Here is a 13,866-nt window from a genome sequence, read left to right as displayed (position 1 = left end):
TGTCACGTCCAATACGTTTACTTTCAACTTCTTCTCACTTAGATAGGAAAGAAGTGAGCCGGATGCTTCCCCGGCGGCCCATCGACGTGCGACAGGAGTGCAGGCGTGATCGTCTGAATCGACATTGGCGGGACGAAGACCCACGTTCTCATCGAAGACAGGGGCCTGGTACTCCTCGATCGCTCCGTCCTCTCGAGTGATTGGCAGTACGGGGGCCTGCTTGACGACGAGGCGAACGCAGAGCGGCTGCTGGCACTGCTGGAGACGGTCGAAGGCGCATCCGACGCCCCACTCGTCATCGGGGCGCACGGCCTCGACAGCGACTGGCAGACCCTCGAATTCAACGCGCGGGTCGCCCTCCGGCACGGTGGGCCGGCGCGGGCCGTCAACGATGTCGAACTGCTCGGCCCCGCCGCAGGCTTCGACGACGCGATCGCCGTCATCGTCGGGACCGGGTCCAAGGTCGTCGCCCACCGGGCCGACGGAGAACTGCTCACGGCCGGTGGTCACGGCTTTTTGCTGAGCGACCCGGGAAGCGCGCCGGCACTCGCCCGGGAGGCGGTGCGCGCTGTGCTCGCGGCGCACGATGACGGCGCGGAACCCGACCAGCTCGCACTCCTCCTTATGGCGCACTTCGGCGTCGACGACGTCGTCGCCCTCTCATACGCTTTCACCACCCGTCCCCAGCTCACGGTCTGGGGTGCGCTCGCCCCGCTCGTCTTCGCAGCGGCCGACGCAGGGAGCGCGCTCGCCGCATCCGTCGTCGATGACGCCGCGAAGGAGCTCGCCGCCGGAGTCGGCCTCGTGCACGCACGCGGCGCGGCCGGCACCGACGTCGTCTGCGCCGGCGGCGTCGTCACCAACCAGCCACGCCTGTATCGGGCACTGACCCGACACATCGACGACCTCGGACTCGGTCTGGCCGTGCACCTGCTGCACGTTCCGCCTGTGATCGGCGCCGTCGCCCTCGCCAGGAAACTCCCCACCCATGCACCGACCACAGAATCATGGAGGAACTCATGAAGATATCCACACCACGGGCTCGCCGAGCCGGCGTCGGACTCGGCCTGCTGGCCGCCGCGTCGCTCGTGCTCTCGGCCTGCAGTGTCACCGGAGCCAGCACGGCCGCCGGGTCCGAAGGCGACGGAACCGGAACCATCAACGCCCTGTTCATGAAGCAGGCCGGGTACTCCGAATCCGACATCGACGCGATGATCAAGGACTTCGAGGCCAAGAACCCCAAGATCACCGTCAAGCCGACCTTCGTCGCCTACGAAGCCCTGCACGACAAGATCGTCACCTCGGCACCGGCGGGAACGTACGACGTCGTGCACCTCGACGTGATCTGGCCGGCGGAGTTCGCGTCGAAGGGCATCATCACCGACGTCACGAACCGCTTCCCGGCGAGCTGGAAGAACGACATGCTGGGCGGCGCTCTCACCTCCGCCGAATACAAGAGCAAGTTCTACGGTGTTCCGTGGGGCCCGTCGACCAAGCTGTTCTTCTACAACAAGGACATGCTCGCCAAGGTCGGCGCGACCGCCGACGACGTCAAGACGTGGGATGGCGTGCTCGCCGTCGCCAAGAAGATCAAAGACGCCGGCATCGTGAAATACCCGCTTGCCTGGAGCTGGTCGCAGGCCGAAGCCCTCATCTGCGACTATGCACAGCTCCTCGGCGCATACGGCGGGCAGTTCACCGACAGCAGCGGAAAACTCGACATCAACAAGGGGGCGGGCGTCGAGGCGCTCACCTTCATGAAGAAGTCGATCGACGAAGGCCTCACCGACCCCGCATCCACCACGTTCCTCGAAGACGACACCGACAAGTCGATGGCGGCAGGCAAGACGGCGATGGAGATCAACTGGGAGTCGACCTTCCGCGACCAGAACGACCCGAGCATCTCGAAGGTCGTCGGCCAGGTCGCCGTCACTTCGACGCCGGCCGGTCCCTCCGGCGACCACCCGGGTGTCAACGGCTCGATGGCGCTGGCGATCGGCGCGAAGTCCAAGCACCAGCTCGCCGCCTGGAAGTTCATCGAGTACATGACCAGTGAAGCGGTGCAGGAGAAGTACGTGAAAAGCTCGATGACGAACTGGAAAGCGAGCTACTCGAAGCCGGACGTCACCGCATCGAACCCGGAGGTCTTCACGGCGGCGGGTGTCGCATACGACTCGATGATCCTGCGTCCGCCGGTGCCGAACTACAACTCGGTCTCGCAGGTGCTGCAGGTCGAGATCCAGAATGCGCTCCTCGGCAAGAAGACTCCGCAGCAGGCGCTCGACGACGCCGTCGCCGCCGCCAACCAGAACCTCGGATAGGCACATGTCGGTCGCCAGCGTGAAGACACAAGACAGGGAGAAGACGGCGGGGGCGCCACGACAGGCGCCCCCGGCGGCTCCGCCGGCGCAGAAGAAGCGCCGACGCGAGAAGCAGGGGAGGCTTGCGTTCTGGCTGCTCCTGCCTGCCGGGATCGCGGTATTCGGAGTGATCATCTACCCGATCATCCGGACCCTCATCATCTCGTTCTTCGACGTCAACTCTGCGCTGGCGACCGACACCCCGTTCGTCGGATTCGCCAACTATGTCGGCGTGCTCAGCAGTCCCGGCTTCTGGGCGTCGATGGGCAGGACGCTCTACTTCACCCTCGTCTCGACGTCGCTCGAGCTCGTCTTCGGACTGATCATCGCCGGCCTGCTCAACGCGAAGCTCCGGGTGCGGTGGCTGTTCCGCGCGATCGTGATCATTCCGTGGGCGATCCCGACGATCGTCAACGCGGCGATGTGGAAAGGGATCTTCAACGCCCAGTACGGTTCACTGAACGCGCTGCTCACGCAGCTGGGAGTGATCCACGACTACGTCGCCTGGCTCGGCGACCCGACGCTCGCCCTCAACATGGTGATCCTCGCCGACGTCTGGAAGACGACCCCGCTGGTCGCGTTCTTCCTGCTCGCGGGTCTCGCCAGCATCCCGAGCGAACTGTACGAAGCGGCGAAGATCGACCGTGCCGGATGGCCGCGGATCTTCCGCTCGATCGTGCTCCCGATGCTCGTTCCGTCGATCTCGATCGTGCTCGTGCTGCGCACCGTCGAGGCGTTCAAGGTCTTCGACATCGTTTACGCGATGACGCGAGGCGGCCCAGTGAACGGAACCCAGACGGTGGCCTACTACGCGTACACCACCGCGTTCTCCGACCAGAACTTCGGTGTCGGATCGGCGCTTTCGTACATCATCGTGCTCGTCATCCTGGCCCTGACCGCCATCTACCTGCGCCTGCTGCGGCGATCGGAAATGAGCCTCCTGTGAAACGCTCCACTCGCAACTCGATCCTTCTGCACCTCGCGGCGCTCATCGTCTCGGCGTTCATCCTGCTGCCCTTCGGCTGGATGGTCATAGCCAGCGTCACGCCGCAGCGCGTCCTGATCACCACGCCGCTGCAGTGGATTCCCGACACCCTCGACTTCAGCCGCTACGCACAGATCTTCCAGGGCGGGGCGGACAGCGTGGGCGCCACGTTCCGCGCAGCGCTGGGCAACTCGGCCGTGGTCGCCGTCGGAACGGTCGGGATCTCGATGATCGTCGGCATTCTCGGCGCCTATGCCTTCGCGCGGCTGCGCTTCCGGTTCCGCCAGGCGATCCTCATGGTGTTCCTCGCGACCTATATGCTGCCGCAGATCGCGCTGCTGATCCCGCTGTACCTCATCCTGAACTCGCTCGGCCTGCTCGACACCACGACCGGCCTGATCATGGTCGACTGCGCGCTGGTCATCCCGTTCGTGCTCTGGATTCTCAGCAACTACTTCCTGACCATCCCCGAAGAGCTCGAAGAGGCCGCGCGGATCGACGGCACCAGCCGCCTCGGCGCCCTGTTCCGCGTCATCCTGCCGGCCGCGCGGCCGGGGATCTTCGCGGCCATCATGTTCGCGTTCCTGCTCGCGTGGGACGAGTTCATGTACGCCCTGATCTTCACGTCGTCGGATGCGGCCAAGACCCTTCCGGTCGCCATCAGCGAATTCGCCGGCCGCTACACCACCGACTTCGGGCTCGTCGCGGCCGGCGGCATCATCGCCGCACTCCCGCCGATCATCGTCGCCATCGTCTTCCAGCGCTATGTCGTCAGCGGCATGGCTGCCGGAGCCGTCAAAGGATAAGGAAACCGCATGTCAAGCAAGGCCCCGTTCGTCGACGCGATGCGCTCGCAGCCTGAGAACCTCGCCGTCGCACAGTCCACCCTCGTTCGCGACCTCGACCGGGCGACGATCGCCCCCTGGCAACCGGGGGAGACGATCGCCGTCGTGGCGATGGGCGCGTCCAGTCACTCTGGGCACGCGCTCGTGGCCGTGCTGAGCGCCGCAGGCTATCGTGCGGTGAACCTGACGGCGTCGGATCTCGTCGGCGATCCCGGTCGTGGTGCCGGTGGGGGTGCCGGTGCCGGGTTCCAGCCCGCCGACCACTACGTGATCGTGTCCGAGTCCGGGCGCAGCCCGGAGCCGATCGAGGCCGCCAGGCGACTGACGCCTGGGCGTCGCATCGGGATCAGCAATTTTCCGGATGCCCAGATCAGCGAAGTCATCGATGTGCGTCTCGGCCTCGGCGGATTCGACGACTCCCCCGTGTACACCGTCGGCTATACGGCGACACTGCTCGCCTACGCGCTCCTCGTCGACCGCCTCGGAATCGTCGCCGCCGACGACCATGTCGCGCAGATCCCTGCCCTGGTCGCATCGGCGCTGACCGACTACGACGAGGTCGCGGGAGTGGTCGGCCGGATACTGGCGGGGGCGGCGGCGATCGACGTGGTCGGGCGCGGCACCTCCTATGCGACCGCGGCGGAGGTGTCGCTGATGATCAGGGAAGGACTGCGCACGCCGAGCGCCGCATTCGAGACCTACCAGTACCTGCACGGACCGATGGAGGTGCAGCGCGATGACACCGCCGTGTTGATCTTCGGCGACGGCCGCGAGCTGACGGTGCCGGACTCAGTACTCGATGCGGGAGTGAAAGTCGTGCTGGTCACTGCGGCCGACATCGCCGATGTGCCGTCAGCAGGGCATCCGAATCTCACGATCGTCACTGTCGACCCGGCGCTGGGCGGTTTCGTGCGGCCAATCATCGAGGTCGTCATTGCACAGCTTGCGCTCGCACATGGGATCGAACACAAGCCGTTCCCGATCGAGCAGTTCGTGTACGAGCAGCACGACACGAAGATTGCCGCGGTGTAGGCGTGCGCAGCGAGTTGCGCTCAGAATGCGGCGTCGAGCTCGCGGTCGCGCTGGTTCGCGCCCGAGCGGAACGCTCGCCGAAGCGCCTGCATGATCGTCACGGTCTCGTCGTCGAGACGGAGGGTGAACCCGAGGCGCTTGGCCTCGGCCATGCGCTGCTTGCTGTGGGATACGGGCCGGATCTCGCCGGCCAGGCTGATTTCGCCGAACGCCGCCAGCGTGTGGGCGACCGGGTGGTCGTGCATGGCCGAGGCGACCGCGATGGCGATGGCCAGGTCGGCCGCCGGCTCGGTGAGGCGCACACCTCCGACCGTGGAGATGTAGACGTCTTGATCGCTCATGCGGATGCCCGCACGCCGTTCGAGAATCGCGAGCAGCATCGCCACACGCGACGAGTCGACTCCGTTCGTGACGCGCCGGGGATTCGGTGCGGTGGTGCGCACGACCAGGGCCTGGATCTCGACCGGCAGCGGCCGCTTGCCCTCCATCGCGACGGTGACGCACGTGCCCGAGACCGGCGTTGCCGCGCGGCTCAGGAAGAGGCCGCTCGGATCGGCGACTTCGGCGATTCCGTCTGCCGTCATCTCGAAGCAGCCGACCTCGTCGGTGGGCCCGAACCGGTTCTTGAGCGCGCGAACGAAACGCAGGCTCGTCTGGCGGTCGCCTTCGAACTGGCACACCACATCCACCAGGTGCTCGAGCAGGCGAGGCCCGGCAATCGAGCCGTCTTTCGTCACGTGGCCGACGAGCAGCACCGGCAGGTTGCGGTCTTTGGCGACACGGATGAGCGTCGCGGCCACCTCGCGCACTTGGCTGGGGCCACCGGCGAGACCTTCGCCGTTCGAGCTCGAGACGGTCTGCACCGAGTCGACGATCACCAGCTGCGGGTCGACCGCATCGATCTGGCTGACGATTGTTGCAAGGTCGGTCTCGGAGGCGAGGAAGAGGTTCTGGTGCAGCGCGTTGGTGCGCTCGGCGCGAAGCCGCACCTGGTTGACTGACTCCTCCGCGCTCACATAAAGCACGCGGGACTGCCTCATCGCGGCCTTCGACGCCACCTCGAGGAGAAGGGTCGACTTGCCGACGCCCGGCTCACCGCTGAGGAGAACCGCAGCGCCGGGGACGATGCCCCCGCCGAGCACGCGGTCGAACTCCGCAATGCCGGTCGGCCAGTGGCTGACGATGCTGGTGGGGATGGCCATGATCGAGCGCGCTGCTTTCGCTTCGCTGATCTGCACCGGTTTCAGGGCGCGAAGAATGCCGGTCTCTGCGGCTGCCTCCACGACCGTGCCCCACTCCTGGCATTCGCTGCAGCGGCCGGCCCATTTCGCCGTCGTCCAGCCGCATTCGGTGCAGCGGTAGTTGAGTTGGGCTTTCGCCACGCGCGCCTCCTCGGTCGTTCACCACTGTATGCGCGACCACCGTCATCGGGGTGGCGCGACGCCGTTGCTGTGCACAGTCACCGCCGAAAGCGAGACTGTGGACAATTCCCTTCCACTGTCGCCGGTTCGGCGGACAATGATCCGCATGGCCAACCTCTCATTCACGCTGGCGTCGGGTCGCAGGGTAGGCGTCACGAGTCTCGGCGACCCCGATGCCGATCGCCTCATCGTCTTCTGCCACTCCGCGCCCGGCTCGTCCGTGTTCGACCCCGATCCGCTCGTCACGAACACCCGCGACGTGCACATCGTGGCGCTCGATCGACCCGGCTATGGCGCATCCGATCCGCTTCCTGCCGGACACTGGCCGAGCATCGCCCGGTATGCGGACGACATCGCCGAGTACCTTCGCGTTCTGCGACTCGATGAGGTCTCGGTCGGACTGCGGCCGGCCGAGGTCGGGATTGCGGGCTGGTCCGCGGGCGGGCGGGTTGCGCTCGCGGTCGCAGCACGGCATCCGGAGCTCGTCGATCGGGTCGCGATCGTCGCGACCCCCGCGCCGAACGAGTTCGTGCCGTGGATCCCGCCGGAGCTTGCAGCGATGTCAGATGAGCTGGGCAAACACGGCCCCGACGATGCCATCGCCCAGCTCAGCGAGATGCTCGAAGGCCAGCTCGGTCCGGTACTTCAGGCGCCTCCGGATGGTCGGGTTCCGCTGGACGCGGTCGGCGCATCCGAGATTGACGACGCGGTTCTGGAGTTGCCCGGCGCGCGCGATCGGCTGGAGTTGATGATGCGCGATGCCGTCGCGCAGGGCACGCGGGGTCTCGCCGCAGACATCCTCAGCTATACAGCGCGCCCGTGGGGGTTCGACGTCGGGTCGGTAGAGGCGAAGACCCTGATCGTGAACGGGCAGGCGGATGCGATCGCCGGCAACGCGCACGCCACTTGGTACCAGCGCGCCCTTGCCGATGCCCGCGTCGAGATGTTCCCGCAGCGAGGGCATCTGGTGATCATCCCGGCCTGGGGCCGCGTGCTGTCGCACCTCGCACCGGGTGCGATTCTCAGGAGTTAGGGGGTCGCCGCGTCGACGGGATCGTCGGCCGCGTCGGGGTATTTCTCCAGCATCCGTGCCGTCACCGTCGGCAGGAAGGCGGACGCCCACACCCGGTAACCGTGATCGTTCGGGTGGAACATGTCGTTGGCGAACTGAGTGAGCATGCCCTTCACTCCCTGCCGCTTCATCGTCTCGTGCAGCGGGGCGACCGTGAGGTCGCGCTCCGCGGCGGCCTCACGGAGTATGCGGTTCGCAACCGCCACCTTGCGTTCGTTGTGGGGCAGGTAGAAGCAGGGCACGTCGGCCACGATCGCATCGGGCGGGAGCGCATCGAACACTGCGCGGATGCCCTCCTCGAAAGCCGTCGGATCGAACGCTGAGATGTTGTTGGCTCCGATCGCGACCGTGACGAGGTCGGGCGTGAACGTGCGGAACCGGGGGAGCTGCTCTGCTGCAGCCGTGGCCACGGTCGCGCCGGAGACGCTCAGGTTGACTACGCGCACCGACCGCCCGGTGACCTCACGCACGTGGTTTGCGATGAGACCGACGTAGCTGTTGTGCGGAACGCTGGCGCCGATGCCCTGGGCCGCGCTGTCGCCCAGAGCGACATAGAGCAGTTCGCCCTCCCTCTTGGCATGATCGCGCCACCACTGGGAATGCACGGGCAGCGTTTCGCTCACGACGACCCGATTGCGTTCGAGACGTGTGTTGGCCCAGCGCAAGCCGAGCCAGCTGAGAATGGCGACGGTCGCGGTCGATATGCCCGCCCCGACCATCGCCCACGTTGCTTTCGTCCCCATCAGAAAACTGTACCGCTGCCCTTGCCGGTCGGAACGGTTGTCCACAGAGAACGCACGGCCTCTGAATTGGCGTGAAACGTCCCTGTTCGCGTACAGTAGTCGGCGGTACCGTGTCCGAGCGGCCGAAGGTGCAACTCTCGAAAAGTTGTGTGGGTGAAAGCCCACCGTGGGTTCAAATCCCACCGGTACCGCCATTTGAAAGCCCCGGAATCCCTTGAAAACACAGGGATCCGGGGCTTATCTCATGTCCGCGGAAAGCCGTTTGACTACATTTTGGGCTTATAGGCCAAAACGTGTGGATGGGCTTGGGCGTGTCAGCTGCGGCCGGCCCAGCCTGAGCGGGTCCAGAGTCCTTCGTCGGCTGTGAGGCCGCTGTCGTAAAGGGCTGGCGTGTCTGTGTCGTCGGTGTCGGGTTCCTCGGGCTCTGGTTCGGGTTCCGGCGCTGTTGTGATGAGTTGGTGGGCGTCCTGGAGGGGGATCTCGTGCAGGGTGAGGAACCATTCCGCGGCGCGTTTCATGTGTGCTTCGCTCATGCCGCGGTGCGCGCGAAGGACATGCCGGATGCCGTTGTTGATGCCGCCTTCCAGCGGGGATGTGGTGCGGGCGTTGCCGTAATCCAAATAGGTGAAGAGGACGTCATCGCGGGTCAGTTTGCGCATTAGTAGCCAGGCTTTGCGGAGCCGGTCGTGGGTGAACCAGAACCGGCCGTCCCGGATCGTGCGCTCCTTCGTGAGGTGGCCGTGGGCTCGCCACCAGGTGTCGAGGTTCATCTGCCACTGGATCGCGTCCTCGACGGTGCGGACGGTGGAGAGAGCCCGGGACAGGCCGAGGAGGCGTCGTCCGGCGTCGGTGCGGGGGTTCAGGGTCAGGTGCTGGCGGATGTTCATCTGGACGTGGAACAGGCAGCGTTGCATCCGGGTTTCCGGCCAGCTCTGCCGGAGGGCGGAGACGATGCCGGTGCCGCCGTCGCAGACGATCACCGCCGGTGCCGGGATGCGCTCGAACAAGGCGTTCCAGGCGGCGGTCGATTCCCGGGCGCACCACTGCCAGGCCAGCACCTCGAGGCGTTCGGTGACCGCGATCAGCAAGCACCAGGAGCCGACCCAGACCCCGTCGACGAGGACCTGATGGTGGGTCGTGGTCACCGGTCCCAGCCGCGGCTGGACGTCCCAGCACCAGGCGACCGAGCGACGGAAGGTCCGCGCGGACGCGTGGTGGTCGGCTTCGGCCTGGGAGTCTTTGCCGAGCAGCCAAGTCAGGAACTCGACCAGCTGATGCCGGCGGGTGACATCCTCACGGCGTCGGACACTGGAGGCACCGCAGTCCGGGCAGCGCCACCGCTGAGTTCCCGCCGCGGTCTTCCCGTTCTTTACCAGCGTCGCAGCGCATACCAGACAAGACGTCGTATTGCTCGGACTCAGCACGACTAAGCATGCCCGGGTATAACAACCTCTGTTTCAGCCCGGAATCACGCGGCCAGATCAAGATCCCATCCACACGTTTTGGCCTATAACCCACATTTTGACTACATCTGAAATCGCTCGACTGCGATCACACAGCTCACAAAGGGCAGAAACTAGCGGTCGTCGGTCGGATCAGTTCGGCTCCCGCGGCTTCGTCAGTCTTCGCAGTGTTTCCCTGCTCGCCGAGGATGGAGCGGTCAGCGGGGCGTGATTCCACTTGCGCGGAGTCGAGCGCGAGCGCCACGGCGTCCAAGTCGTCATCGAATAGGTCGGCGTACGTGTCGAGGGTCATGGCGGCGGACGAGTGTCCAAGCATCCGTTGCACCGCCTTCACGTTTGCGCCGGCACTGATCGCGAGGCTTGCCGCAGTGTGCCGGAGATGATCTTCGACGCCCGAGGCACCCTCCTGGCCGAATACCCCTGGCCCGAACCCGGCATCAAATACGTCGGAAGCGGCAACCCTCGCGGACCCCGCGGGCCAGGCAAAACCAAAGGACTGTCAGAGATGTCCTGATGCAGTTTCCTCAGGCATGTCCTGATACATCACAGCCTGTGCGACTCGCGCCGGACTTTCTTGTGCGCACACTTTGCGCACAACCGTGTGAGGTCGTAACTGGTCGGAGCAGGGTTGAACGGGCCCCAAGATCGTTAATTTTCCGCGGATTTCCGCAGTCAATCCCCCACCGTCAGAGGATCGGATAGAGTTCGAATCCCAAGCCCTCCCGCGGACGTAAATACCTGATCAGCGGTTATTTTTATTCGCACCTGTGCACATTTTGCGCACAATCGGATCACGTCGCCGAAATTGCCCGTGCACCTGGAGCCCCTCCGACTACGCGGCGCATTTCACCCGCGGGCAAGAGTACTGCCTTTGTGGTTCTTGCTCGCGTCCATTGCGCTGCGGCATATCCTCGACACGATGCAATGACTCTGGCGGACTCTCCCTCCGAACCGGCTAAGAGGGGGAATGGCGGTCGCGAGCGACTTGTGTCCGTGGATGAACGCATCCGGGCGTTTCGAACCTGGATTCGTTCGATTGCCGACATCTCACCCGACCAATGCCGGGCACTCTCTGAAGTTCATGAGTACGACCGACACGAATGCGAAGTCAGTTTCACCAGCCGTTTGCGCAGCGCGCGGGGCGACTGAGAGGGCAGGCGAGGAGGGCCTTCGATGGACTCATCCTCGTTCTTGCCATTGGCACGTGGTTGCCGCGCCGACCTGATCGGCGCGCAAGTCCCTCGCCTGTGAGTGAATGGATAGGTGATGACAGCGGGGGCGCGGCCGAGTCGGCGTGAACAGCGCCGAGAGCAGACCATTCGGGAGATCAAGACGCACGCGATGGATCAGATCGCGGCCGGGGGCCCGGACGCCGTCTCGTTGAACGGTATTGCGCGCACGATGGGGATGGCACCTGCCGGGTTCTATCGCTACTTCGAGAACCGCGAGGCGCTCATTGCCGATCTCGTTGTCGACGCGTACAACGCGTTAGCGGATGCGATCGAGATGGCTGGACGAAGTCCGGCGAACTCGGAACAACGCTTCACCGCGGTGACGTCCACGTTTCGGGCATGGGCAGTGGATCAACCCAACGCCTACCGGCTGATCTTCCAGACAATAAGGGGTTCGGGCCGCGACCTTCCGGCAGCCTCGCGCAGCACGGGTGTCATTCTCACCTGTCTCAGTGCTCTCGCCGTGCGCCCGCCGAGAGCTCTCGGGGATCGGAACGGGGAAGCGTCATCCCTTGACGATCAGTTGGCCTCGTGGGCCGAACGCACCGAGACGATGGGCCTGCCCCCGCGGTTGCTCGCGCTCGGAGTGGCCTGCTGGACGCGCTTGCACGGAGTGATCAGCCTGGAGCTGAGCCAGCATCTGGCCGCGACCGGCATCGACCCTCAGCTGTTTTACGAGGCAGAGGTCGCCACGCTCATCGAGCAGGCTCAAGATCCGGGTGCCGGCGAGTTCTGACCGGAACCGGGTCGGGTCCTCCGCCTGGCGGGCGCCGGCCGAATTCGCGAATGCCATTCGCTTAGTGAATGGTTACCCGGATATCACGGCGCGTCTAGTGTGATCACCATTCACATAGTGATGCTCCGTCGCTGACGAAAGAGGTACCGAAATGCACCGAACTTCCCGCGCCCTGACTCTGTTGCTCGTGACGGCCACCACCCTCGGCGCGCTCACGACAGCTCTTTATGGCCACTCAGGACCCGCGTTGGCCGGCGCTGCGAACGACGGCGCCACGCAGTCCAAGGAGGCCGACACGGAGGACTCTCCGGTTCCCGCCATCGCCGCCAAGTGGGCGTCCGCATGGAGTGGAACGGACCCGAACCAGCTGGCGAAGCTCTTCACCGTAGACGGCGTCTACACTGACCTCGCCCTCGGCAGAGTATTCCGGGGACCCAGCGAGGTCGCGGCCTGGAAGTCAGGAACCGACCAGCTGATCGCCAACGTTCACGTCGAGGTACTCGACGCATTCCGGGGCGGAGACCGTGTCGCGATCGAAACCGTTTACTCCGGCCAGGTGCGAGGTGCACCACGGCCATTCGCGGTGAGGGGCACCACGATCCTGATTCTCAATGGCGATCTCATCTCCAGCAACACGGATAACTACAGCCTGTCGACCCTTTTGAGCCAGTCCGGCCTTCCCGCCGACTGGGTACCGCCCGGCCAATAGACGCGCCAGCGAGCGCTGCGCGAGCGCCTGCCGGCGTCGACGAGTACCCAGCGACTCGGCGACTGGCTCGCCGGATACGGTGCCGGCCGGACGATCCGCTCAGGCGCTTGAAGCGATCTTGTCCGCACCGCCAGAGCGGCCCTGTCGGTTCGCATTCTCAGGCTTACTGATCACGGCCAGCCGCACCCTCGCCGGCAGCATCGCCTACCGGATCGAAGAAAACGACCGGCTGATGATCTTCGACGCCCAGGGCACCCTCCTGGCCGAATACCCCTGGCCCAAACCCGGCATCAAATACGTCGGCAGCGGCAACCCTCGCGGACCCCGAGGACCACCCAAAACCAAGGGACTGTCAGAGATGTCCTGATGCAGATTCGTCAGAGATGTCTTGAGATTCTTCTATGTTTCGCAAGTGCTGTCGGTGGTCCGGGATGTTTTTGTGAGGGTTCGGTAGATCTGTCGGGCTAGGTAGCGTTTCAGGCATCGTCGGATTTCTCGTTTCGAGAGCCCTTGCGCGGTGCGCCGCTCGACGTATTCCTTGGTTTGGGGGTCCCAGCGCATGCGAACGATGATCGCCATGTGGAGTGCCCGGTTGAGCTCTCTGTCGCCTCCTCTGTTGAGTCGGTAGCGCACGGTGTTGCCTGACGAAGCGGGAATGGGGTTCACGCCTGCGAGGCTCGCGAACGCGGCCTCGCTGCGTAGGCGACCGTCGTGGGACCAGGCGGCCATGGCGACCGCGGCGATGACGGGTCCGACGCCCGGCATGTCGAGTAGCGACTTGGCGGGGCTTTCGCGGAGCAAGCTCGTCATCGTTTTGAGGTTGTCAGAGAGCTCTTGGTCGAGTTGAAGTACCCGCTTTGACAGTCGGACTGCCTCGGTTCGGGCGACGCCGGCACTGATGTCCTCGGCTCGTGCGCGCCAGTGTGACACGGCGAGGATCTGGTTCGAGGTCAATGGCTTGCGGGCGTCGATACCGAGGTCGACGACACGTAGAAGAGCGATCAGGGTGTTGATGGTCGCAGTGCGGTCGTTGGTCATGTGATTTCGGGCGGCGATCACAACGCGCAAAGCGCCCCGTATCCCGTTGTCGTGTCGCAGGTGGCGTAACCGGTCTTCCTCTAGCGGAAGCACTGCTGCGGCGATTCTGCGGGCGTCGAGCGGATCAGACTTGCCGACGCCGCGACTGGCCTTGGCGCTCATTCTGGCGGCCTCGACTACTGGATGAGGGTGTCAGATGGTTTGTGTAAGGGGCGGTGCTCCTTACTGAA

At 65.1% G+C, this 13,866-nt stretch carries 12 protein-coding genes, 1 tRNA gene and 2 pseudogenes; 10 read left to right on the top strand and 5 right to left on the bottom strand.

Annotation, left to right across the window (positions count from 1 at the left end; genetic code table 11):
• The first annotated feature begins 117 nt into the window (after positions 1-117).
• From ACPPVQ_RS17520 to ACPPVQ_RS17500, 5 genes are read left to right on the top strand one after another with little or no spacing between them, the layout of a single operon-like run.
• On the top strand, positions 118-1,023 hold the full coding sequence (locus tag ACPPVQ_RS17520; protein ID WP_426521311.1) for a BadF/BadG/BcrA/BcrD ATPase family protein: 906 nt from the start codon (positions 118-120) through the stop codon (positions 1,021-1,023).
• Positions 1,020-2,321: an extracellular solute-binding protein gene (locus ACPPVQ_RS17515; RefSeq protein WP_426516404.1), complete on the top strand. Its 1,302-nt coding sequence runs from the start codon at positions 1,020-1,022 to the stop codon at positions 2,319-2,321. The genes ACPPVQ_RS17520 and ACPPVQ_RS17515 overlap by 4 nt, the downstream gene beginning before the upstream one ends.
• A gap of 4 nt (positions 2,322-2,325) precedes the next feature.
• Positions 2,326-3,306, top strand: a complete 981-nt coding sequence (locus ACPPVQ_RS17510) for a carbohydrate ABC transporter permease (protein WP_426516403.1) — start codon at positions 2,326-2,328, stop codon at positions 3,304-3,306.
• A complete protein-coding gene (locus ACPPVQ_RS17505) occupies positions 3,303-4,151 on the top strand; it encodes a carbohydrate ABC transporter permease (protein WP_426516402.1) in 849 nt (282 codons plus the stop codon). The genes ACPPVQ_RS17510 and ACPPVQ_RS17505 overlap by 4 nt, the downstream gene beginning before the upstream one ends.
• 9 nt (positions 4,152-4,160) lie before the next feature.
• On the top strand, positions 4,161-5,222 hold the full coding sequence (locus ACPPVQ_RS17500) for an SIS domain-containing protein (protein ID WP_426516401.1): 1,062 nt from the start codon (positions 4,161-4,163) through the stop codon (positions 5,220-5,222).
• A 20-nt stretch (positions 5,223-5,242) separates the two neighbouring features.
• Here ACPPVQ_RS17500 and radA read toward each other — a convergent pair whose 3' ends face one another.
• On the bottom strand, positions 5,243-6,604 hold the full coding sequence (gene radA, locus ACPPVQ_RS17495) for a DNA repair protein RadA (RefSeq protein ID WP_426516400.1): 1,362 nt from the start codon (positions 6,602-6,604) through the stop codon (positions 5,243-5,245).
• A gap of 145 nt (positions 6,605-6,749) precedes the next feature.
• Between radA and ACPPVQ_RS17490 the strand changes: the two genes are divergently transcribed.
• On the top strand, positions 6,750-7,676 hold the full coding sequence (locus ACPPVQ_RS17490) for an alpha/beta fold hydrolase (RefSeq protein WP_426516399.1): 927 nt from the start codon (positions 6,750-6,752) through the stop codon (positions 7,674-7,676).
• On the opposite strand, the gene ACPPVQ_RS17485 is transcribed toward ACPPVQ_RS17490, so the two are convergent.
• Positions 7,673-8,458, bottom strand: a complete 786-nt coding sequence (locus ACPPVQ_RS17485) for an SGNH/GDSL hydrolase family protein (RefSeq protein ID WP_426516398.1) — start codon at positions 8,456-8,458, stop codon at positions 7,673-7,675. The genes ACPPVQ_RS17490 and ACPPVQ_RS17485 overlap by 4 nt on opposite strands.
• 104 nt (positions 8,459-8,562) lie before the next feature.
• On the opposite strand from ACPPVQ_RS17485, the gene ACPPVQ_RS17480 reads away from it, so the two are divergent.
• A tRNA-Ser gene (locus tag ACPPVQ_RS17480) sits at positions 8,563-8,652 on the top strand.
• A gap of 120 nt (positions 8,653-8,772) precedes the next feature.
• Here ACPPVQ_RS17480 and ACPPVQ_RS17475 read toward each other — a convergent pair.
• Positions 8,773-9,882 (bottom strand): IS1249 family transposase, encoded by a 1,110-nt coding sequence (locus ACPPVQ_RS17475; protein WP_426516397.1) that lies wholly within the window; start codon positions 9,880-9,882, stop codon positions 8,773-8,775.
• Positions 9,883-10,018: 136 nt separating this feature from the next.
• Positions 10,019-10,300, bottom strand: a pseudogene (locus tag ACPPVQ_RS17470) (tyrosine-type recombinase/integrase); the annotation flags it as partial.
• 962 nt (positions 10,301-11,262) lie between these two features.
• Here ACPPVQ_RS17470 and ACPPVQ_RS17465 point away from each other — a divergent pair.
• The 3 genes from ACPPVQ_RS17465 (at position 11,263) to ACPPVQ_RS17455 (ending at position 12,965) form a co-directional block, all read left to right on the top strand.
• The gene (locus ACPPVQ_RS17465; protein WP_426516396.1) at positions 11,263-11,889 is read left to right on the top strand and encodes a TetR/AcrR family transcriptional regulator; all 627 of its coding nucleotides are present in this window, start codon (positions 11,263-11,265) and stop codon (positions 11,887-11,889) included.
• A 187-nt stretch (positions 11,890-12,076) separates the two neighbouring features.
• Positions 12,077-12,598: a nuclear transport factor 2 family protein gene (locus ACPPVQ_RS17460; RefSeq protein WP_426516395.1), complete on the top strand. Its 522-nt coding sequence runs from the start codon at positions 12,077-12,079 to the stop codon at positions 12,596-12,598.
• 79 nt (positions 12,599-12,677) lie between these two features.
• Positions 12,678-12,965 carry a hypothetical protein gene (locus ACPPVQ_RS17455; RefSeq protein WP_426516394.1) on the top strand — a complete coding sequence of 96 codons (288 nt, stop codon included), beginning with the start codon at positions 12,678-12,680 and terminating at the stop codon, positions 12,963-12,965.
• 32 nt (positions 12,966-12,997) lie between these two features.
• Here the strand turns inward: ACPPVQ_RS17455 and ACPPVQ_RS17450 are convergent.
• Positions 12,998-13,816, bottom strand: a pseudogene (locus ACPPVQ_RS17450) (transposase); the annotation flags it as partial.
• Between the last annotated feature and the right edge of the window lie 50 nt (positions 13,817-13,866).

The organism is Leifsonia sp. McL0618, from assembly GCF_049994905.1.
In the GTDB taxonomy this organism is placed as follows: Bacteria; Actinomycetota; Actinomycetes; order Actinomycetales; family Microbacteriaceae; genus Diaminobutyricibacter.
The sequence above is the reverse complement of the archived record's forward strand: the minus strand, read 5'-3'. Positions and strand labels throughout refer to the sequence as shown.